Origin of the sequence: Pseudomonas syringae, from assembly GCF_000737245.1 — a bacterium.
Classification (GTDB): Bacteria; Pseudomonadota; Gammaproteobacteria; order Pseudomonadales; family Pseudomonadaceae; genus Aquipseudomonas; species Aquipseudomonas syringae_J.
Genome location: NZ_JPQU01000100.1, coordinates 15470 through 34132, shown reverse-complemented (window position 1 = coordinate 34132; position 18663 = coordinate 15470). Strand labels below are relative to the sequence as shown.

Genomic DNA, 18663 nt, shown 5'->3' with positions numbered 1-18663 from the left:
CTGCTGCCGGCGTAATGCTCGCCCTGCAGCCGTCCCTTCAGTTATGGATGGGCAGCGCCAGTCCGAAAAGTACGAAAAATCCACCACAGACTTTATTGAATCGGCGCCCGGTTCGAGCTAACCAAGGCCTGACCCGGTGCGCAGCGCTGGCCACTAGATACTCAACGACGAACTCCACGACGGCGTAAGTCAGCGCGATGGCGGCTGTTTGCGCGATGATGCTTCTGTGAGGATCCAGGAATGGTGGGATAAACGCCGTGAATAGCAGCAGTGCCTTGGGGTTTGAAATGGCTGACACCAGCCCTTGGCGGAACAGTGACCAACGTCGCATGACTGTAGTCCCGGTCGTATCAAGGCTGACAGGTGCAGCCCGCCACAGCCCGTAGCCCAACCAGATCAGATAGAGCCCCCCAACAACTTTCAAGGCTGTGAACCAGGTTGCCGAGGCCTGGATCAGGGCACCCAATCCCAACGCGCAAAGAGAAACCACGAGCGCAAAGCCGAGCACGCCACCGGTGATAGTGAACAGGGTTTTCCGGCTTCCGTGAATAGCTCCATGGGTCAGCACCAATAACGCATTTGGCCCCGGTACAACCGCTATGCCGCAGCAGGTAAACAGATAGAGCACCCAGGTCTCAAATGGCATGACCAGATCCAGTGTGTGTTGATTCAGGCGAGCATCTTGCGGGTGAGCAGGGATCATTAAAAGCGCATAATTTACTTCTTAGCCATTCGATTAACGAATAGAGGAAGCAGTGATGTCTGCCAGTGATTTGCAGATCGATTGGCTCAAGTGCTTCGTGGCGGTGGTCGATGCAGGTTCGCTATCTGGCGCAGCCCACGAGGTCAACAGGTCGCAATCCGCCGTCAGCATGCAGATGAAGAAACTGGAGGCCGCACTTGGACGGCAGTTGTTGAGTCGTGGTCCGAGGCACCTTCAACTGACCGCTGACGGTCAGACACTGCTGAGTTACGCCCGTCGCATGGTCGCGCTGCACGCTGAGACCCAAGCAGCTTTTCATGGTGAAGAGTTAACCGGACGAATTCGCCTTGGGGTCGCGGAGGATTACGCGGCAAAGTATCTCACGCCGGTTCTGAAGCGCTTTTCGCCGCGCTACGCAGGCGTGGAAATAGAACTGACCTGTGAGCAGTCGACCACGCTTATCCCGCGTGTGCGAAGCGGCGATCTCGATCTAGCGCTAGTGTCCAGGGACTCGCCTCAAAGCGGGACATTTCTCTTCAAAGAACCCATGGTTTGGGTTGGCTCACCCCAGTTTGAGCTGTGGAGGCGAAATCCGCTGCCTATCGCAGTCTACGAGAGTGAAAGCCTGGCCAGGCGTTATGCAGTGAACTCACTGACCCAACAGGGACGCGAATTCAAGGTGGTCTACAACAGTTCCAGCCTTGCGGGCCAAGTGGCGGCAGTCGAGGGAGGGCTCGCTATTGCCGCGATCACTCTTTGCAGCGTGCAGCCATCGCTTGACGTCTTAGGCGGCGAGCACGGCTTAGGTAATATTGAACCTATGGAAGTTTCGATTTTGCGTAGCCGAGCCTCTCGCGGATCTAAAGCGGTCAATAGCCTTCATGCCTTTATCATCAGCGCGCTAAGACTGCAGGCGTAGTCATCTGGTTTGGGCGGTAAGCGCTTTGGATTGTAGCCCCGACATTGCGCGCTCAAGGTTGGCCCACACAGCATTCCTGATGCTGTATGGGTTGCCTGGTCCGGTCAGAAGTCGTAGCGCGTGGTCAACATGAAGTTGCGCGGCTCGCCATAGGCCGCCGAATTGTAGAAGCCGATGTTGGTGTAATAGGACTTGTCGAAGAGATTGTTGGCATTCAACGTCGCCGAAAGGTGTTCGCTGAACTGGTAACGAGCCATGGCGTCCACCAGCCAGTAAGCCTTCTGCGAGAACTCCTCATAACGCCCCTTCGGCGAGTTGTAGATGTCCTGCCAGGCCACGCCCTGCCAGCGAGTGCCGCCGCCGATTGTCAGCTTGTCCAAGGCACCCTTGAGTTTGTATGAGGTGTACAGCGTGACTTGATCTTCAGGCTCGAAGGTCGAAATCTTCACATTGTCATCGTCCCGCACGATCTTATGTGTGTAGCCAGCCTGCAATTGCCAGCCCGGTGCCAGTTCGCCGGACATTTCGATTTCGTAACCTTTAGTAATCGCCTTGGTGCCTTTGAATGCATAGTTGAGAGGTGATTGTCAGCATTTGTCCCGAAACGATAGCTGACCGCATCTACAGCGTTTACACCCTCAGTTTCCGGCTGAATTTGGTTTCCATGACGATATGCGATGCGGTGTGCGCTACCCCTTTGATCATATTGATCCGGGTCAGCTCCGCGTTTAGTTCGCTCAAGGTCGAGGTGACGAGATGGATGATGAAGTCGGACTCACCCGAGACGGCGTACACGGCCTGTACCGCCTCCATCTTGCGCAACGACGTCATCACATCGGTATAGCTCTTGTTGGTGCAGGAAGTCATTGTGAAACAACTGATGGTTTGCTGGAGCCGATCCTGGTCGATGCGCACGCTATAGCCGGTGATCACGCCCGCGTTTTCCAAGCGTGTAATACGCTCTTGCACCGACGCGCGAGAGACCCCGAGTTTGCGTGCCAGTGAGGCCGTGGGCTCGCGCGCGTTGGTCTGGAGGAGGGCAAGCAATTGCCTGTCTTTATCCGTCAGGTTAAACAATGGACCGGTATTTTGCGCATCCATGGACACTTCCTTGACCTCACTGGGGTTCAGTTCTGATGAGTTGCCCTGCGTTGCGAACGCGTTTCCTGAAACATGTCCATGATCTTCAGGCCGGCATAGACCGTTTGCGCGGCAGCGGGGCCGAGAGGGCCGCCGTTCCACTCCAGGCCGTAGGCGTCGAATAGACGGTAGCGATCCGTTTCGCCGCAAATGGCTTCTGCGATGACGCGGCCACCAATAGGCGCGGTGTTCATACCATGGCCGCCAAACGAAGTACATGCCCATAAGCCGCGCGCCAGCGGCCCAATGTGCGGCATTTTGTGCCTTGCATAGCCCATCAGCCCGGACCAGGCTTTGTCGATCCTGATGCCGCGCAATTGCGGGTACACGTCGAGAATATCAGCGGTCAGCAATTGCCCCAGACGCTTTTCGTCCTGCAGGTTGCGGGTGGTGATACGGCCACCCCAAAGCAGGCGGTCACCCTCGACGACCCGGTAATAATCCGAAGCCCGGCGGTTGTCGCCAACGGCATCGGTGGTGCGTACGGCATCCGCCAAGCGGGCGCCCAAAGGCTCGGTCAGCACCGCGTAGGTCGCAATCGGCAGAAAGGCGCGGCGTAACTTGCCGAACTCCGCGCCCCCATAGCCGCCGCAGCAGTACACGACATTTGCGCAATCAACCGTGCCCTGAGGGGTGATCACCCGGTGCCGCCCGTGCTCGCTCTCAACTCGAATCATAGGCGACTGTTCATGGATTTTGCCGCCGCTGCGCTCGATGAGCCCGGCCAGGCCCAGGCAATAGTTCAATGGATGGAAGTGAAAACCATGAGTGTCGCGAAGCCCTTGAAAATATCGCTCGGTCTTGAGCTTTTCGCTCACGGCCTGACGGTCCAGATAGTCAAGGTGGAAGTCATAATCGGTCGCCATCTTGTCGCGCATGCGCCTGAGGTTATCGCCATCCTCATAGCGCACGACGCTCAGTTTTCCTGGTGTCGGCGCGCATCCTGGCAATTGATGAAAGGCGATCATGTCGCGAACAATATCAACACCTTCGAGGGACAGTTTGAAGAGTGCCGCAGCTGTCGCTTTACCGCAGCGACGTTCGATGGCGGACAACCCTTCGGACCAGCCCTGGAGGACGAAACCACCGTTGCGGCCAGAGGCGCCCCAGGCAACACGGCCCGCGTCGAGGAGCACCACGGACTGCCCTCGCGACAGCAGTTCCCACGCAGTGCTCAGCCCCGCCAGGCCTGCACCGATAATGCATACATCGGCCTGGACATTAGCTGCAAGTGCTGCGCGCTGCGGCGCGTACTGCATCGTCGCCGTGTAGTAATTGTTGTTATAGGTGTGCATGACGTCTGTTGTCCTTTTCGCGGTCCGGCAGGCAGCACGCCCCGTTGCGGCGGGGCGTCTGCAACAGCTGTGTTTATTGCACTTGGGTGAGGTCGGTGGCGTACCATTTTTGCGAGAGTTGCTTGAGCGTGCCGTCAGCTTTCATCTCGGCAATGATCTTGCTCAGGGCGCTATTGAATGCCTCATCGCCTTTATCCACGGCGATGGCCAAAGGTTCGTAGTAGGCAGGCTTGCCTTCCACTCTCACGATGGGATAGCCGTTTTTAATGGCCGCGACGATGGTGGGAAGCGCCGATAGGGTAGCGTTCAGCCTCACGCCGTTACCCATGCGCAGATCATCCAGCGGGCCCATGCTGTCGCCGTAGGTCTTGATCTCCCCGGGGGTGACGTCGTAGGTAAAAGGCGGCACATCGGCGGCGTCGATCTTGAGCCGGCGATTGATATAGTCCTCTGAAGTCGTGCCGGCTTCGACGCCGATCACCTTACCGTTCAGATCCGCAGGCTTGGCCCCGGCGGCGTCCTTGTGCACGGCGAAGACATAGGGCGTGTAGTAGTAAATTGCCGGGAAATCCAGAACCCGGCCACGTTCGGTAGTGGGCGTCATCGAGCCAACCGACACGTCCCAGCGGCTCGACCAGCGCCCGGCGGTGATGATCCCGTACTCAGGCGTCACAAATTCGACTTTGGTGCCCAGGCGTCGGCCGATTTCGCTGGCGACATCGATGTCGAAACCTTGCAGCTTATTGTCCGGGCCGAGGAACGATTGCGGCGGCCAGTTTGCCGAGGTCGCCACTTTCATCACCTTGCTTTCATGGATGCGGTCGAGGGTCGATCCGGCCCAGGCGCTGCCCGTGGCGATGGTGACGGCGGTGGCGACAGCGGCTGCTGCGAAGAAGCGGGTGAGTGAGATCATGGTTAAGCCTCCAAGTGGCTTGAGTGCGGGTTTTTGTTGTTGTTTGACATGACTGTGCAAGGTGCGGCGATGCGGCTCAGTGGCTGAGAATCTGCGACAGGAATTCGCGGGCGCGTTCGTGCTGAGGGTTATCAAAGAACTCCTTGGGTTTGGCTTGCTCGACGATGCAACCCTGGTCCATGAAAATGATGCGATCGGCGACCCGCCGGGCGAACCCCATCTCGTGGGTGACACACAACATCGTGATGCCGTCATGGGCCAGTTCGCCCATCACATCCAGCACTTCCTTGACCATCTCTGGGTCGAGCGCCGAAGTGGGTTCGTCGAACAACATGATGCGCGGGCGCATGCACAGGGCGCGGGCAATGGCAACGCGCTGCTGTTGGCCGCCCGAGAGCTGGCCCGGGTATTTATCGGCCTGATCGCGAATCCGAACGCGGTCAAGGTATTCGTACGCCAGTTCACGGGCCTGGGGCTCGCTGAGCTTGCTGACCAGGCGCGGCCCCAGCATCAGGTTGTCCAGGACGGTCATGTGCGGAAACAGGTTGAACTGCTGGAAGACCATACCGACCTGACGCCGGATGCCGGCCACGCAGGCGGCGTCGCGGGTCAACTCGGTGCCGTCAATGAACACGTTGCCCTTCTGAAAGTCTTCCAGCAGGTTCAGGCAGCGAATCAACGTGGACTTGCCCGAACCCGAAGGGCCGCACACGACGACGATTTCGCCGCTGGCAATGTGCAGGTCGATGCCTTTGAGCACATGGAAGTCCCCATACCATTTGTGCATCTCATTAATCGATATGGCGGGGTAGGGAGCAGGGGCTGCTGAAACTGACGGCTCATTCATCGTAAGGCTCCTGATTCAGCGGTGGGCGCGATTGAAGTGCTTTTCCAGCCGGGACTGGACCATCTCCAGGACAATCGACAGCAGCCAATAGAGCACGGCGGCGGTGATCAGCATTTCCAGATGGCGGAACTCGGCTCGTCCTTGTGTCCGCGCGAGGAACATCAATTCCCAGACACCGATCACGGACACCAGCGAGCTGTCCTTGAGCATTGAGATGAACTGATTACCCGTCGGCGGAATGATCAGGCGCATGGACTGGGGAAGAATGACTCGGGTCATCGTTTGAAATGGGGTCAGGCCAATCGCTCGCGAAGCTTCCCACTGGCCCCGCGAGATGCTGCTGATCCCCGCACGGAAGATCTCGGTCATATAAGCGCCGTAGCACAGCGAGAGCGCCAGAATCCCTGCGGGCACGGCACCGACCACGTAGCCAAGTTGCGGAATACCCAGGTAGATAAGGTAGATCTGGATAAGCAACGGCACACCGCGAAAGAACGAGGTGTAGAAACTGGCGATAGCAATGGCGAAACCGTTGGACGATAAGCGGGCTGTGGCGCCGATTAACGCCAGAACGAACGCGATAGCAATGGAGATGGCCGACACATAGACAGTGGTGAACACCCCTTGGGTGATCATGAAGCCCACTTTGGTCGCGATGAAACTGTAGGAAAGATCGAAGGTGTCGAAGAATAAAAGAAACAGCACCAACAACTCGCACCAGACCGTGATGATCTGCGCTCGCAAGGGAAAGCGGCCAAGGATGAACAGGTTCAGGACGGCCGTTATGGTGAAGGTAGCGCCGACCGCAATGTTACGGGCCCACGGTGCTTGCAGGTCGAGAACAATGGGGCCCATCAGGTTGGAAAGACGGCCTTCACCCACGCCGCAGGCCAGCGTGATGATAAAAATCACCACCGCGACCGTCCCCATGAATGCGGCGCTGTCCGTCAGACGGGCTTTGACAATATGGTCTTTGTACATGGCTTACACGCCTCAGGGTGAACCCCTTTATTGTTGTAAGGCCATTATGGGTGTGAGAAATGTCGGGCGGCACCCTGCGAAATGTCAGCAGTTTCGCTTTATATGAGCAAATAGCTGGCTCATTCCCATACATCTGCTGACTTCCGGCCGAATGAGTACTTTCATAAGCGCTGCCATGACCGCCAGCTGATCTACGCCCGGCACCAAGCTCCCCCCGTCCTCGACAACAACTCGGGCGAGGGTTCCGTTGTGATCGGCTACAGGCCAAAGGCGGAGGTTGGGGGCGTTTGTGTTTAGTGGTTGATGGACGTTGTGCGACTGGGGTGGCAAGAGCTGCGCGCGAAGTTTTGGTCAGCTGCCAGGACGAGACTTGGGGTCTGGCGATTCGCCCAAGCGGTCCCGGCTATCAAACGCTTAATGGTTGGAATCGACCCAGGCTGTGTGAAAACGCAGACGTCAAATCAGAGTTTTGCTGCTTATTGAAAAGCGTCGGAAATTTCAAGTCGGCTTTGACTATAAACTCCGGGACATAAGGTATTGCTCTTTCCCCCAAGCCTCAAAGCGCTCCAACACTTTCCAGCCAAGCTTGGTGTAGTAGTTGCTCTGGCTGTGGGTGTGCAAATACAAGGTCGTGAACCCAGCGTCTCTTGCATGGACACAGATACCTTCGATTAGCTGCGCTGCGAGCCCTCGCCCTCGAGCTTCAGGTGTGACGAACACACACGCAAGCCACGGGCCTAGATCCGGCCGTTCAGGTAGGTCGTTATTGGCAAGCGTAGCTCCACCTAGCAACTGGTCTCGTTCCGTTGCGATCAGACACTTCCAACTGCCATCACGCTGTCCATCAGAGAACTCCTGTTGCCAACTCGAAAGAGATTGCTGCGTAAACTCATAACTGAATTCCCGATAAAGCCATTCGGCCATAACGCCGCACTTGTCCATTTGTTTATCGAGCCAATCCACTCGCAGCATCTGAAACGCTCCTTATATATTTGTCACGCTGGTAGGGTTCGGGCCACTTATACAGCCGTCTGCCTGCGGTGCAGACTATGCCAAAGTCAGGAGGATCGTCTAACCCTTCGACCAGTCGGCTAAACCGTTGGCACAGTTCCGCCATCGATCACGAACTCACTTCCCGTGATAGAGGCCGCTCGTGGTGAAGCCAAGAAACAGATCAGGTCGGCAACTTCGGAGGGCGTTGATGGGCGTCCGAGCGGGATACCTCCAAGTGCATTCATGATGATGTCTTTACCTCCCTCATAGTCAGTACCTGCCTGCTGCGCGAGTCGCTCGGCCAATGCGACCGACGCTTCGGTTTCTACCCAGCCCGGCGACACCCGAACTACGCGAATGCCTTTGGGCGAAACCTCTTTCGATAAACTTTTGCTGTACGTCGAAAGCGCGGCTTTGGCCGCCGCGTAAGCTGTTGTAGATTCCGGCAGTGGCAGCCGACTCTGGATGGAGGTGACGTGGATGACAACCCCTTCCTTGCGTTCCAGCATTCCCGGGAGCAGGGCGCGATCAAGGCGCACCGCTGGCAACAGGTTCAGGCTGAGCTCTTGTTGCCAGTGCTCCTCGTCCAGCGCGGCAAAACCGCCGCCAGGTGCCGACGAACCACCGAGGACGTGGATCATGATGTCCACGCCGGCTAACCGCTCGTGGATCGCGGCGATCAGCACGTCACAACCTTCCCGGGTCGAAAGATCAGCCGCGATCAGAATAACGCCCGGCATTTCAACGTCCACCTGTCTGGCCGAAGTAATGATCTTCGCCCCCTCGGCCAGTAGCAACTCGACGACAGCCTTGCCGATGCCTTTGGTTCCACCGGTGACCAGGACCCGCTTGCCAGCCAAACCTGGATTCAGCATGGCGTGATCTCCAAGGAACGGATTCGGCCGCCGGTCAGCGTGAAGGCATGACTAAGTTGAACCGAGCCACCGGGGAAATTCCCGACAAGGTTCGCAATGACCGTCAGTCTGCTCTGGTCTTGCAGGGCTTGGAGTGGTTGGACCTGATAGATGAAGGCCTTGCGGGCATCCTGTTGCCAGGCTTTGATAGCAGCGATTCCCTGGTATGTTTTTCGCTCGTCGCACACCGTGGCGTCAGCGTGGAAGCAGCCAGCAAGTTGTGCTGTATCGCCACCATTGCTGACCGCAAAGTACGTCTGCACGACGTCGGGTAGTTGAAGGGTCATGTTTTCGTTCTCCTGAATCTGGTTGTTAGAAAGTGATCTAGGGCACTGCCTTTGTCAGCGAGGCTGATGCAATGAGGGATCCATCCGGGGCGGACATCAGGAGATCAGGCCCAGTTTCGCGGCCTTGAAGGTGGCCGCTGCTCGGGTCGAGCACTCCAGCTTTCGGAAGATGCTTTCCAGATGCGTGCGAACGGTGCTCGGACTAATTTCCAGCAACCTCGCCACTTGCTTGTTGTTGGCGCCAACGCTGATTTCCTGGAGGATGCGACACTCTCGCCCGGTGAGTAATAGCCCACCAGGCCGCTGAATCTGCTGCTCGCCGTGCATCGTTAGTCTCAGTGATGCATGACGTGCTTGAGGTGGCGAGTACTTGGCAGCGACCAGATCGCGTGCACTGGCGATGTCAAAGTGAGGGTCGATAACGCTGACAGGCTGAAGGTTCATTTGCTGATCTCCCGGATGGATTTCCTCGAGCGATCTTGCTGCCTGGGGGATTGTTTGTTCAACTGGGACGAAATTTATGACCAATCCCGAAATTCAGGACAATCCATGTCACAAGATCGTCTGGGCCTCGGTGAGCTGGACGCTGTCATAGCGGTGGCACGCAGGGGTTCGTTTCGCCAGGCCGCTATCGATCTCGGCGTCTCTGCCACTGCGTTGAGCAACACCATTGCCCAGCTGGAAGCCCGCCTCGAATCGCGACTGTTCAATCGCACTACCCGAAGCGTGGCCATCACCGAAGCGGGCAGGGTATTTCTGGAGCAGGTGGGGCCAGCCTTGCAGGAGTTGCGAGCTGCACTCGATGCCGTACGATCGCATAACGTCGGGCCCTCGGGCACGCTGCGTATCAATGCCTTCGCCAGCGCTGTCCGATTGGCGCTCCTGCCATTGGTGATGGAGTTCCTGCAGCAGCATCCGAAAGTCCATATCGACCTGGTGACCGAGGGCCGACTGGTGGATATCGTGGCTGACGGCTTCGATTTCGGCGTGCGCTCCGCAAGCCTCGTTCCGAATGACATGATTGTGATCCCACTCGGCCAGCCGCAACGGTACGCGGTGGTCGGCTCGCCCGCGTACTTCGAAAAACACGGCAAACCGCTAATGCCATCCGATCTGCTCCAGCATCAATGCATCCGCGTTCGTCTCCCCAATGGGGCGATTTTCCCGTGGCATTTCGAGCGGGGCGCAGAAGTGACTCGTCTCGATGTGAGCGGGCCGCTTACGCTGGATGAATCAAGCGTGGTCAAGCTGGCGGTGCAGGAAGGCATGGGACTCGGCTTTTTCATGGAACAGGACGTTCATAACGAAATCCGCGCCGGACAGTTCGTGCGCACTCTTGAAGACTGGACACCACCTCGGGACACGCTGTGCCTGTACTACCCGAACCGGCGCAACCCCTCTGCATCAGCCAGGGCATTCATCGATCTGGCGCGCGCCCGTCAAGCCGGTCTGGGCGGGCTCGCCTGATTCAGGCTTGACCGGACCTGATTCAGGCAATCAATCCCAGGGTCAATCCCTTCAAGGTAGCGGCTGCCCGGGTCGAGCATTCCAGTTTACGAAAGATGCTTTCCATGTGCGTGCGAACCGTGCTCGGACTAATGTCCAGCAGCCGGGCGACCTGCTTGTTGCTGGCGCCACGGCTGATCTCCAGCAGGATGCGACACTCGCGAGTCGTGAGTACCGAAGCCTTCGGTTGACGAATCCGACGCTCACCACCTGCGGCGGCAATGACTGCTTCGCAAACATCGTTGTCGAACAAGCCACTGCCAGCATCCTGTTTGAGTAGTCTGGCTGCATCCGCTTCGCCATGAGCCGATCGCCATGGCCTGGCTTCCCTTAGCGCGACCCAGGCTACCGATGTGGCGAACAGGCGATGCTCGGCACACAGCGCATCACCCGCCACCCCTCGAAAATAGCCACTGCCGTTGAGCCGTTCATAGGTATGGGCTGCAATCTCTGCGGACACGGTCAGCTCAGTGATAGGTCTAAGCGCCTGTTGTGTCCAGTAAGGGACAAGTCGTACCCGCTCCGCAGCGCCGTATGGCAGCGTTCCTGCAGTATTCCAAAGGTGGTTCGAAACGGCTGCCCGGCCCAGACCATAGATGAACGCGGACTTGCCAATTTCAGTCAAAGCGGGTTCCCGCAGCCCCCACAGGCGGGCCGCTTCCACGGCGACATGCGCAACCTGCCGCGAATGCCCTGCCAACCACGGGAGCTTCAAGTCGATGATGTCTCCCACCAGCGTCAGTGAGACGCGACGTTGCTCTGGCGCGTGTTCAACCGTTTTCGAAAGCGTTTCCAGATTCGCCAGCCAGTCCTTTGCGTTCTCGAGAAGCAACGATACCAGCGACGCGGGATAGCGCCGATCCGACTGCTCTCTGATCCAGCGCAGCGCCGCGTCCAGGCCGTGTGCGCGACTGAGAATATCCAGATCGCCTGCAAGTACTACCTGATAAGCGACCTCCGGAATGTGCTCATGGGTCAGGCCCAGTGGCCGGCCAGTGCCGTCGTAGGTTTCGAACACGCGGCACAAGCCCGCCTCGACGGCGGCACCGAGCTGGAGGGTTTTGGCGATTGCTCCAGACACCTCACAGTGCACGACGGCGAGCGGGGTCGCCTGATGCACCGCGTTCATTTGCTCGTTTCCCAGCGTCAAATCGAGCATCGCGCGGCGGCCATCGACGTCATCACCCAGCAGCTCCGCAAAGCCTTCGGCATTGGCGGTGCAACCGGACCAGCGCAGCAAGGCAACCTGTTCCGCTACCCTCAGATGCTCACCGTCACCGTGCCGGGCCTGCGCCAGCATCCGCGCCAGTGCGGCAACACGCCTGGAATGACCGAGTGGTTGCCCCATGCTGAGATCGCCGATCTGGGCGATCGTCACCAGTGCCCCGCCTAGGGAGATGTCCAGTTGCAACGCACTATCCATGAAAAATGTCCCGGGGTCGGATAATTGACCGATGCCCGCAACGCAGGCCAGCCAGCAGAATTTGAACTCCCGAACAGGAGCTCATCCAATGAAAACATTCAAAACGAACATCGCTACAGTTGCCTTCGCCATCGCCGGTACCTTCATCGCAAGCGCCAGTCACGCGCAGGATACAACGCCCTCTGTGGTGATCGTACACGGCGCGTTCGCCGACGGCTCCGACTGGGCCAAAGTGGTGCCAATGCTTCAGGCTCAAGGAGTGGCCGTTACGGTGGTGCAAAACCCGCTCACCTCGCTTGCCGATGATGTTGCCGCTACGCGCCGCGTGTTGAACAACCAGCAGGGCAAGGTGGTTCTGGTCGGGCACTCTTGGGGCGGCACCGTGATTACCGAGGCCGGTAGCGACCCGAAGGTCAGCGCGCTGGTGTATGTCGCTGCCTTCGCACCAGACGCCGGGCAAACCAGCGGCGAACAAGGTAAAGGCGCGCCCACGCCCCCTGGCATCAGCCAGATCAAGGCAGACGGCAATGGTTTCCTCTACTTGACGCCGGAAGGCATGGCCAAGGACTTCGCCCAGGATCTCCCTACAGCGCAGACCGCCGTCATGACCGCCACACAAGGCCCCATCAAAGCATCTGCCTTCGAAGATAAAACGACCGTGTCGTCCTGGAAGACCAAACCGTCCTGGTATCTGCTCGCCACAGAAGACCGGATGATCCACCCCGACGTCCAGCGCTCTGCCGCCAAGCGTATGGGTGCCACCCTTGCAGAGGTCCACACCAGCCACGTTCCCCAGCAGTCGAAGCCCGCTGAGGTCGCCGCAGTGATTCTCAAGGCAGTGCACAGCGTTGGCGAGCAGTGATTCCTGCATCGAGACGGAGCGGGCGCATGGAACATCTACATGATCAACACTATGATTTCATCGTCTGTGGGGCAGGTACGGCGGGCTGCGTGGTTGCTGCCCGTCTTGCCGATCAGAAAAGTGCGCGCGTCTTACTGATTGAGGCTGGTGAAGATTACTCGGGCCCCGAGGTCGCCGAACCGGCGCTATGGCCGATGAACCTCGGCTCAAAGCGCGACTGGGCATTCGAGGGGCAACCCAATCCACACCTCAATGGTCGACGACAGTCTCTGAGCATGGGTAAGGGGCTTGGCGGTGGTTCCAGCATCAATGTGATGGTCTGGTCGCGCGGCCACCGCTCCGATTGGGACCATTTCGCTGCCGAGTCCGGCGATCCGGCCTGGGGCTACGATTCGGTCCTCAATTACTACCGCCGGATCGAGAACTGGCAAGGCAGCCCTGATGCCACTCGGCGTGGTTCGGGTGGCCCGGTACATGTCGAGCAGCCGGCCACGCCTCAACCCCTCGCGTTGGCAACGCTGGAGGCGGCCAGCCGTCTGGGTATACCCCGATTCGACAGTCCCAATGGCGAGATGATGGAAGGTCCGGGCGGGATCGCTATTACCGACCTGCGCATTAACCGGGGCAAGCGCGAATCCGTTTACGACTCCTACATCCGGCCACGCTTGCACTACCCGAACTTGACGGTTCTGACAGGGGCATTGGTAACCCGCGTACTGCTTACCGGTACACAGGTTATCGGTGTCGAAGTGGTGATCGCAGGCAAGCGGCAGTGCTTCTATGCTGCAGCCGAGGTCATCCTGTCCATGGGCGCGGTGCAGACACCCAAAGTGCTCATGCAATCGGGAATCGGCCCGGAAGACGAACTGCGAAACCACGGCATTGCACCCATCAATAATCTCCCCGGCGTGGGGGAGAATCTCCAAGACCATCTGGCCTTTGGCTGTACGTGGGAGTATCTGCAACCCCAGGCTGTTGGTAGCAGCGGGTGCGAAACCACTTTGTACTGGAAAAGCGACAGTCGCCTGGAGGTCCCGGACCTGTTGCAGTGTCAGCTAGCGTTTGCGGTACCGTCGCCGCCTGAGGTTGCAATTGAGCCGCCACAACATGGCTGGACTATGTTTGCAGGGCTGGCCAGACCTGCCAGTCGAGGACGCTTGCGTCTGTCGGGTGCCGGGCCGCTGGACGCCCCGATCATTGAGCCAAACTCCCTGAGTGCGCCCGAAGATATGAAAGCGGCGTATGCGTCGATCGAGCTGTGTAGGGCGCTCGGTAACAGCGAAGCCTTCAATAAGCTGGTCAAACGTGAAGTTGTGCCCGGGCCTAAAGAACATCGCGCTATGGAGCAGTTCATTCGCAACTCCGCTGTGACTTACTGGCACCAGTCCTGCACTGCAAAAATGGGGCGAGATGCAATGTCGGTGGTCGACCATCAACTACGGGTGTATGGGATCGATAAACTGCGCATCGCGGATGCCTCGATCATGCCGCGAATTACCATTGGCAATACGATGGCGCCGTGCGTCGTCATCGCCGAACGAGCAGCAGATCTCGTACTCTGCGCGAACGGAGTTATCGCTGCGGCCACAGCGCCGGACCGTAATTAATGAGACTACTGGTAAAAACCTGTCTCACTGGCAGGTATTGGCCGACTTCTGCCGGTCAGGACAGGCAGAACTGGCCAGGAACAGTCATTTAGCGTCTAAAAATCAAGGGCGATTCATTCAGCAGTTACCATTTCAAACAGAAACTGATCAGCGCTCTTTCCTGCTTTCAGGAGTGGCGCTGAAAGCTCAACTAGAAGTGAATTGCTGTGAGTTGATAAGAACTCACTGGCGATATCGTCTAGGTCGCCGTCGGCAGCTTGAACATGCAAATCAATGAGGGAACGACGAGTCGACAGCAAGATAATCGGCCCCCTACCATCGCGAGAGTGGATGTCCAATACCCACGCTCCTTTCTCCTGACTGTTGAGCTTTGCGCACAACGCTAACAGGGAGCTACGGGCCTCTTGCTGGACTTCCTCATTGAACCATAAGCCAATACCGACAGAGAGATTCGGGATTCCGTCCGTAAACGGCCTAATGTACTCATAAACTTTCCCGGTAACCCATAAACGGCTCCATAGGTCGTGGTTGAGCGTAACGAAGCAGGCGATCCTCTTGCGTAACATGCAAGTAGCGATAAAACTGACCTCGAATTATTTTCTCAGGGTCACAATATTACCTAGATCGTGCCTATCAGTTGAACAGCAATTCACTTTGATTCACTAACTCACATCAATACGTTACTCCAATGACGGTTAAAGTTTTATCAACTGATGCCGATAGTGTTATTCGTTGATGGTACATATCCATCTCGTGTGGAGCTATGCAAATGCTGCGAAATATAAAAATTACCGCTCGGACATTGCTGGCCTTCTCGCTGATGATTGTCTTGCTCGTAGTGTTAGGCGGCGTCAGTCTCTGGCAGAGCGCGAGCATCTACCGCTCCCTGGAGCGCATTGAGACGACGCTCATGACGCGGCTGGCGGTGTCTGGCGATCTGAATCTGAACCTGGCACGCCTGCGCATCACGGTGTATCAGTTTTATGTATTCACCACGCCGGACGAAATCACCAAGTATGCCCAGAACTGGGAAATGATTAGTGCGAACGTTGACAAGGCTCTGCAAGCCTACTCGCAGTTAATTACAAGCCCGGAGAGCAAACGCGTGATGCAGGAACTGCAGACATCGTATGCGAGCTACCGAAGCGGTGCACAAGAGCTCCCTGGATTGGTCAAGCAAGGAAAAATGGTCGAGGCGCTGGACCGACTGCGCGACATTAATGTCTATTCAGTTCCGATGATTCAGGCGGTGAATAACCTGGGCAAAATCGACAAGGCTGATGCTGAGGTAGAAAAGGAAATCGCTCAGCAAACCTACGCCCGCGCCAAGTGGTTGACCACACTGTTGACTGGCATAGCGATATTGCTTGGCCTGATACTGACCTGGCGTTTCAGCATCAGCATTATCCGGCCGCTGCGTGAGGCAGTTGCTACAGCGGAGCGAATCGCCGGCAATGAACTGAACCAGCCTATCCTCAACTCGGGCGATGACGAAGCCACCCAGCTGATGACTGCCCTTGGGAAAATGCAAGGCAACCTGCGCGAAGCTATGGCTGAGATTGGCAGTTCGGCCACTCAGTTGGCCACCGCGGCTGAGGAAATGAGCGCCGTCATGGATGAAAGCGCCCGTGGCCTGCAGCGTCAGAACCAGGAGGTGGATTCGGCAGTCACTGCAGTGACCGAGATGAGCGCAGCCGTCGATGAGGTAGCAGTAAATGCGGCCGCGACGTCGGAGCAATCCAGGTATTCAGCAGACATGGCCAGAGAAGGGCAAGCTCGACTGGATCAGGTCGTAGCTTCCGTGAGTTCGCTCTCCAATAACGTTCAGACTGCTTCTGATCAGGCGTTAGTATTGGCTGAACAGACCGGCAGCATCAACAAGATGTTGGACGTCATTCGTGCAGTCGCTGAGCAAACTAACCTACTCGCTTTAAATGCCGCCATTGAGGCCGCTCGAGCTGGTGATGCTGGGCGCGGATTTGCCGTTGTCGCAGACGAGGTCAGGGCACTGGCGCAGCGCACGAGTGACTCGACGAGCGAAATCGAAGGCACGATCAGCGCTGTGCAACAGGGAACTAGCGATACCGTGGTGGCCTTGCGCGCGAGCGTCACGCAGGCCTCGTCTACGCTTAAACTCGCCAACGAGGCGAGTGATTCACTGGGGCAGATCAACAAGTCCGTCGCAAACATCAATGACCGTAATATGGTCATCGCAACTGCAGCCGAGGAGCAGGCTCAAGTTGCCAGAGAGGTCGACAGAAACCTTGTCAGTATCCGAGACCTCACCTTCCAGGCAGTTGCTGCCTCTAAGCAGACAAGCACTGCCAGCCACGAGCTTTCAAACCTGGCAGTTAGGCTCGACAGCCTGCTTGCCCGTTTCAAACTCTAATAGAGTGCCTGGGTGGGGCGGCATACCTGATTCGACACTGCGCACTGCGCACTGACTGCAGGGTGCGGCCCCATCCGTAGCTGGGCCTCAGCTACCTGCGCGCCTAGTGCGCTCAGGTAGTGGCGTTACGTTCGATGCTTAAAAGCGTGGAGTCATCTCTAAAAAGCCGAAGCAATCTATGCCACTGGCGCCATGTCTTACTCTTTAATAAGACCGAAGTTGAAACATTGACACCTATCATCAAATCCGACTTGCCTGTAATGACAGCGGGAAGAGATAGCGATGAACTTTGAGCCGGACATGTCTCGTACATTTAAGGTGTAGGTCAGTATTTGTAGTAATGCGTCCGCGTATAAAGCTATTGGCAATTAATATAAAGGCGCCTTTTGGTAGTTGCATTCAATAAAGCTCTGGCAAAGTTATAAAACTTCAAAGTGGATGTTGTGCTTTCAAAAAACGCTTTTCTAAGCGGGTGTTCAATGCGCATGATACGGAATGCCTCCTTAAATAGTAAAAGGCGGCTACAGCCGCCTTTTACTATTTTTCAGCCGATCAGTATTTCCTTATTGCTCCAGGATGCTCGTTGAGGCCGGGTACCAACAGCATGGAAGGCTGCATTTCTTCGCGCACCGAGGTCACTTGCGCGGCGGTGACAGCACCACCCACATTCCCCCAACTGCCGCGAATGAAGCTCACTACTGCAGCAGTTTCCTCTGCCGATAGCCGCCAGCCAAACGCCGGCATGGTGTAAGCCGTCGGCGCAGTCAACGTCCCTGGTAATGTGGCACCACCCAGCACTATGCGGATTAATGAAGATGGATCCTCGCCGTTCAACACCGGGTTGCTAGCCAGTCCCGGGAAGGTCTGTGCATAGCCTTTGCCATCGCTGCGATGGCATGCCATGCAGCTGTCGGCGTATATCCTCGCTCCCAAGGTGTCGACCTCCAGGTCATGCAGCGCAGCAGCGGTACGGCCGTCATCGTGCAGTGGCTTGTCGGCAGGGTCTACTGCTGGCAGGCTTTTCAAGTAGTGCGCGATCGCGGTCAGATCACTGTCTGAAAGGTACTGCAAGCTTTGCACGATCACCTCGCTCATGCTGCCGAAAGCAGCCGCGCGATCGGTGCGACCCGTCTTGAAGTACTGCACCAGTTCGGCCTCGCTCCAACTGCCAAGCCCGTCGCGGTGGTCACCACGCAGGCTCTTGGCGTTCCAACCTTCAAGCGGCGCTCCACCAGCAAGAAACTGCTTGCCGTCAACTTCGCTGAGTGCCTTTTCCTGCAGGCTGAAAGCGCGTGGCGTATGGCAACTGCCACAGTGTCCCAGCCCTTCCACGAGATACGCACCCCGCGCGAGCGACTTGTCTTGGCCGGCAAGGGGTGTGAACGCGACTGGATCCGGGGCAAACATTTTGCGCCACACGCTCAAGGGCCAGCGCATCGACAAAGGCCAGGGGATGTCTACGGCGCGGCTTTGCTGTTTGACCGCTGGAACGTCATGCATGAAATACGCATACAACGCCCGCATGTCCTGTTCCTGGATGCGCGCGTAAGACGGATACGGCATCGCGGGATACAACGTGTAGCCCTCTTTGGCAACTCCTTGGCGGACTGCTTTATCGAAGTCTTCGAAGCTGTAGTGACCGATGCCGGTGTCCATGTCCGGGGTGATATTGCTCGAATAGATCATCCCGATGGGTGTTTCCATTGGCAGCCCACCGGCGAACTCCTTCCCATCCTTGCTGGTATGGCAAGCTACGCAGTCGCCGGCGCGCGCCAGGTAGGCTCCCTTAGCCAGCAACGCGGGGTCGACTTCGGCTGCTGCTGCTGCTGCGTGGACGCTAAGGCTCAGGCCCAACGCTGCAAATACCATATTGCTCACTGATGC

At 57.5% G+C, this 18663-nt stretch carries 17 protein-coding genes and 3 pseudogenes; 6 read left to right on the top strand and 14 right to left on the bottom strand.

What is annotated here, in order from left to right:
• Window positions 1-37: 37 nt before the first annotated feature.
• Entirely contained in the window at window positions 38-646 is a 609-nt protein-coding gene (locus IV01_RS01475; protein WP_032631656.1) for a LysE family translocator, read from the bottom strand.
• Between the two features lie 112 nt (window positions 647-758).
• On the opposite strand from IV01_RS01475, the gene IV01_RS01480 reads away from it, so the two are divergent.
• Window positions 759-1622, top strand: a complete 864-nt coding sequence (locus tag IV01_RS01480; RefSeq protein WP_032631655.1) for a LysR family transcriptional regulator — start codon at window positions 759-761, stop codon at window positions 1620-1622.
• A gap of 104 nt (window positions 1623-1726) precedes the next feature.
• Here IV01_RS01480 and IV01_RS01485 read toward each other — a convergent pair.
• The 10 genes and pseudogenes from IV01_RS01485 to IV01_RS27205 form a co-directional block, all read right to left on the bottom strand.
• A pseudogene (locus IV01_RS01485) lies at window positions 1727-2206 on the bottom strand (TonB-dependent receptor domain-containing protein); the annotation flags it as partial.
• 46 nt (window positions 2207-2252) lie between these two features.
• Window positions 2253-2723, bottom strand: coding sequence for an Lrp/AsnC family transcriptional regulator (locus IV01_RS01490; RefSeq protein ID WP_032631652.1), 471 nt, complete (start codon window positions 2721-2723; stop codon window positions 2253-2255).
• A gap of 26 nt (window positions 2724-2749) precedes the next feature.
• Window positions 2750-4057, bottom strand: coding sequence for an NAD(P)/FAD-dependent oxidoreductase (locus IV01_RS01495; protein ID WP_032631650.1), 1308 nt, complete (start codon window positions 4055-4057; stop codon window positions 2750-2752).
• A 73-nt stretch (window positions 4058-4130) separates the two neighbouring features.
• A complete protein-coding gene (locus IV01_RS01500) occupies window positions 4131-4970 on the bottom strand; it encodes a transporter substrate-binding domain-containing protein (protein WP_032631649.1) in 840 nt (279 codons plus the stop codon).
• Between the two features lie 76 nt (window positions 4971-5046).
• A complete protein-coding gene (locus IV01_RS01505) occupies window positions 5047-5817 on the bottom strand; it encodes an amino acid ABC transporter ATP-binding protein (protein ID WP_050508022.1) in 771 nt (256 codons plus the stop codon).
• 15 nt (window positions 5818-5832) lie between these two features.
• The gene (locus IV01_RS0125620; protein ID WP_032631648.1) at window positions 5833-6798 is read right to left on the bottom strand and encodes an amino acid ABC transporter permease; all 966 of its coding nucleotides are present in this window, start codon (window positions 6796-6798) and stop codon (window positions 5833-5835) included.
• Between the two features lie 513 nt (window positions 6799-7311).
• The gene (locus IV01_RS01510) at window positions 7312-7770 is read right to left on the bottom strand and encodes a GNAT family N-acetyltransferase (RefSeq protein ID WP_032631646.1); all 459 of its coding nucleotides are present in this window, start codon (window positions 7768-7770) and stop codon (window positions 7312-7314) included.
• 119 nt (window positions 7771-7889) lie between these two features.
• Entirely contained in the window at window positions 7890-8666 is a 777-nt protein-coding gene (locus tag IV01_RS01515) for an SDR family oxidoreductase (protein ID WP_032631645.1), read from the bottom strand.
• Window positions 8660-8992: a nuclear transport factor 2 family protein gene (locus tag IV01_RS26550; RefSeq protein WP_080290418.1), complete on the bottom strand. Its 333-nt coding sequence runs from the start codon at window positions 8990-8992 to the stop codon at window positions 8660-8662. Before IV01_RS26550 ends, IV01_RS01515 begins: the two co-directional genes overlap by 7 nt.
• Window positions 8993-9088: 96 nt before the next feature.
• Window positions 9089-9286: pseudogene (locus IV01_RS27205) on the bottom strand (response regulator transcription factor); the annotation flags it as partial.
• A gap of 255 nt (window positions 9287-9541) precedes the next feature.
• Between IV01_RS27205 and IV01_RS01530 the strand changes: the two are divergent.
• Window positions 9542-10459, top strand: a complete 918-nt coding sequence (locus tag IV01_RS01530; RefSeq protein ID WP_032631642.1) for a LysR substrate-binding domain-containing protein — start codon at window positions 9542-9544, stop codon at window positions 10457-10459.
• Between the two features lie 22 nt (window positions 10460-10481).
• Here the strand turns inward: IV01_RS01530 and IV01_RS01535 are convergent, their stop codons facing one another.
• Window positions 10482-11921, bottom strand: coding sequence for an HD domain-containing phosphohydrolase (locus IV01_RS01535; RefSeq protein WP_032631641.1), 1440 nt, complete (start codon window positions 11919-11921; stop codon window positions 10482-10484).
• An 88-nt stretch (window positions 11922-12009) separates the two neighbouring features.
• On the opposite strand from IV01_RS01535, the gene IV01_RS01540 reads away from it, so the two are divergent.
• Both IV01_RS01540 and IV01_RS01545 read left to right on the top strand, forming a co-directional pair.
• Entirely contained in the window at window positions 12010-12783 is a 774-nt protein-coding gene (locus tag IV01_RS01540; RefSeq protein ID WP_032631639.1) for an alpha/beta hydrolase, read from the top strand.
• 26 nt (window positions 12784-12809) lie between these two features.
• Window positions 12810-14390 (top strand): GMC family oxidoreductase, encoded by a 1581-nt coding sequence (locus IV01_RS01545; RefSeq protein WP_032631637.1) that lies wholly within the window; start codon window positions 12810-12812, stop codon window positions 14388-14390.
• A gap of 113 nt (window positions 14391-14503) precedes the next feature.
• Here IV01_RS01545 and IV01_RS26795 read toward each other — a convergent pair whose 3' ends face one another.
• Complete coding sequence (locus tag IV01_RS26795; RefSeq protein ID WP_154232287.1) at window positions 14504-14728, bottom strand: hypothetical protein; 225 nt, start codon at window positions 14726-14728, stop codon at window positions 14504-14506.
• A 425-nt stretch (window positions 14729-15153) separates the two neighbouring features.
• On the opposite strand from IV01_RS26795, the pseudogene IV01_RS27615 reads away from it, so the two are divergent.
• A pseudogene (locus IV01_RS27615) lies at window positions 15154-15924 on the top strand (MCP four helix bundle domain-containing protein); the annotation flags it as partial.
• Window positions 15898-16779: a methyl-accepting chemotaxis protein gene (locus IV01_RS27610; RefSeq protein ID WP_418903571.1), complete on the top strand. Its 882-nt coding sequence runs from the start codon at window positions 15898-15900 to the stop codon at window positions 16777-16779. The pseudogene IV01_RS27615 and the gene IV01_RS27610, both read left to right, overlap by 27 nt.
• Window positions 16780-17331: 552 nt before the next feature.
• On the opposite strand, the gene IV01_RS0125615 is transcribed toward IV01_RS27610, so the two are convergent.
• A complete protein-coding gene (locus IV01_RS0125615; protein ID WP_050508072.1) occupies window positions 17332-18657 on the bottom strand; it encodes a c-type cytochrome in 1326 nt (441 codons plus the stop codon).
• Window positions 18658-18663 lie beyond the last annotated feature (6 nt).

Bases quoted from the DNA above. Each gene is read 5' to 3' on its own strand.
- IV01_RS01480 (WP_032631655.1), top strand. From the start codon at position 759: ATGTCTGCCAGTGATTTGCAGATCGATTGGCTCAAGTGCTTCGTGGCG.
- IV01_RS01495 (WP_032631650.1), bottom strand. From the start codon at position 4,057: ATGCACACCTATAACAACAATTACTACACGGCGACGATGCAGTACGCG.
- IV01_RS26550 (WP_080290418.1), bottom strand. From the start codon at position 8,992: ATGACCCTTCAACTACCCGACGTCGTGCAGACGTACTTTGCGGTCAGC.
- IV01_RS0125620 (WP_032631648.1), bottom strand. From the start codon at position 6,798: ATGTACAAAGACCATATTGTCAAAGCCCGTCTGACGGACAGCGCCGCA.
- IV01_RS01515 (WP_032631645.1), bottom strand. From the start codon at position 8,666: ATGCTGAATCCAGGTTTGGCTGGCAAGCGGGTCCTGGTCACCGGTGGA.
- IV01_RS01530 (WP_032631642.1), top strand. From the start codon at position 9,542: ATGTCACAAGATCGTCTGGGCCTCGGTGAGCTGGACGCTGTCATAGCG.
- IV01_RS01505 (WP_050508022.1), bottom strand. From the start codon at position 5,817: ATGAATGAGCCGTCAGTTTCAGCAGCCCCTGCTCCCTACCCCGCCATA.
- IV01_RS01475 (WP_032631656.1), bottom strand. From the start codon at position 646: ATGCCATTTGAGACCTGGGTGCTCTATCTGTTTACCTGCTGCGGCATA.
- IV01_RS01500 (WP_032631649.1), bottom strand. From the start codon at position 4,970: ATGATCTCACTCACCCGCTTCTTCGCAGCAGCCGCTGTCGCCACCGCC.
- IV01_RS01535 (WP_032631641.1), bottom strand. From the start codon at position 11,921: ATGGATAGTGCGTTGCAACTGGACATCTCCCTAGGCGGGGCACTGGTG.
- IV01_RS01490 (WP_032631652.1), bottom strand. From the start codon at position 2,723: ATGGATGCGCAAAATACCGGTCCATTGTTTAACCTGACGGATAAAGAC.
- IV01_RS01545 (WP_032631637.1), top strand. From the start codon at position 12,810: ATGGAACATCTACATGATCAACACTATGATTTCATCGTCTGTGGGGCA.
- IV01_RS27610 (WP_418903571.1), top strand. From the start codon at position 15,898: ATGACTGCCCTTGGGAAAATGCAAGGCAACCTGCGCGAAGCTATGGCT.
- IV01_RS01510 (WP_032631646.1), bottom strand. From the start codon at position 7,770: ATGCTGCGAGTGGATTGGCTCGATAAACAAATGGACAAGTGCGGCGTT.
- IV01_RS01540 (WP_032631639.1), top strand. From the start codon at position 12,010: ATGAAAACATTCAAAACGAACATCGCTACAGTTGCCTTCGCCATCGCC.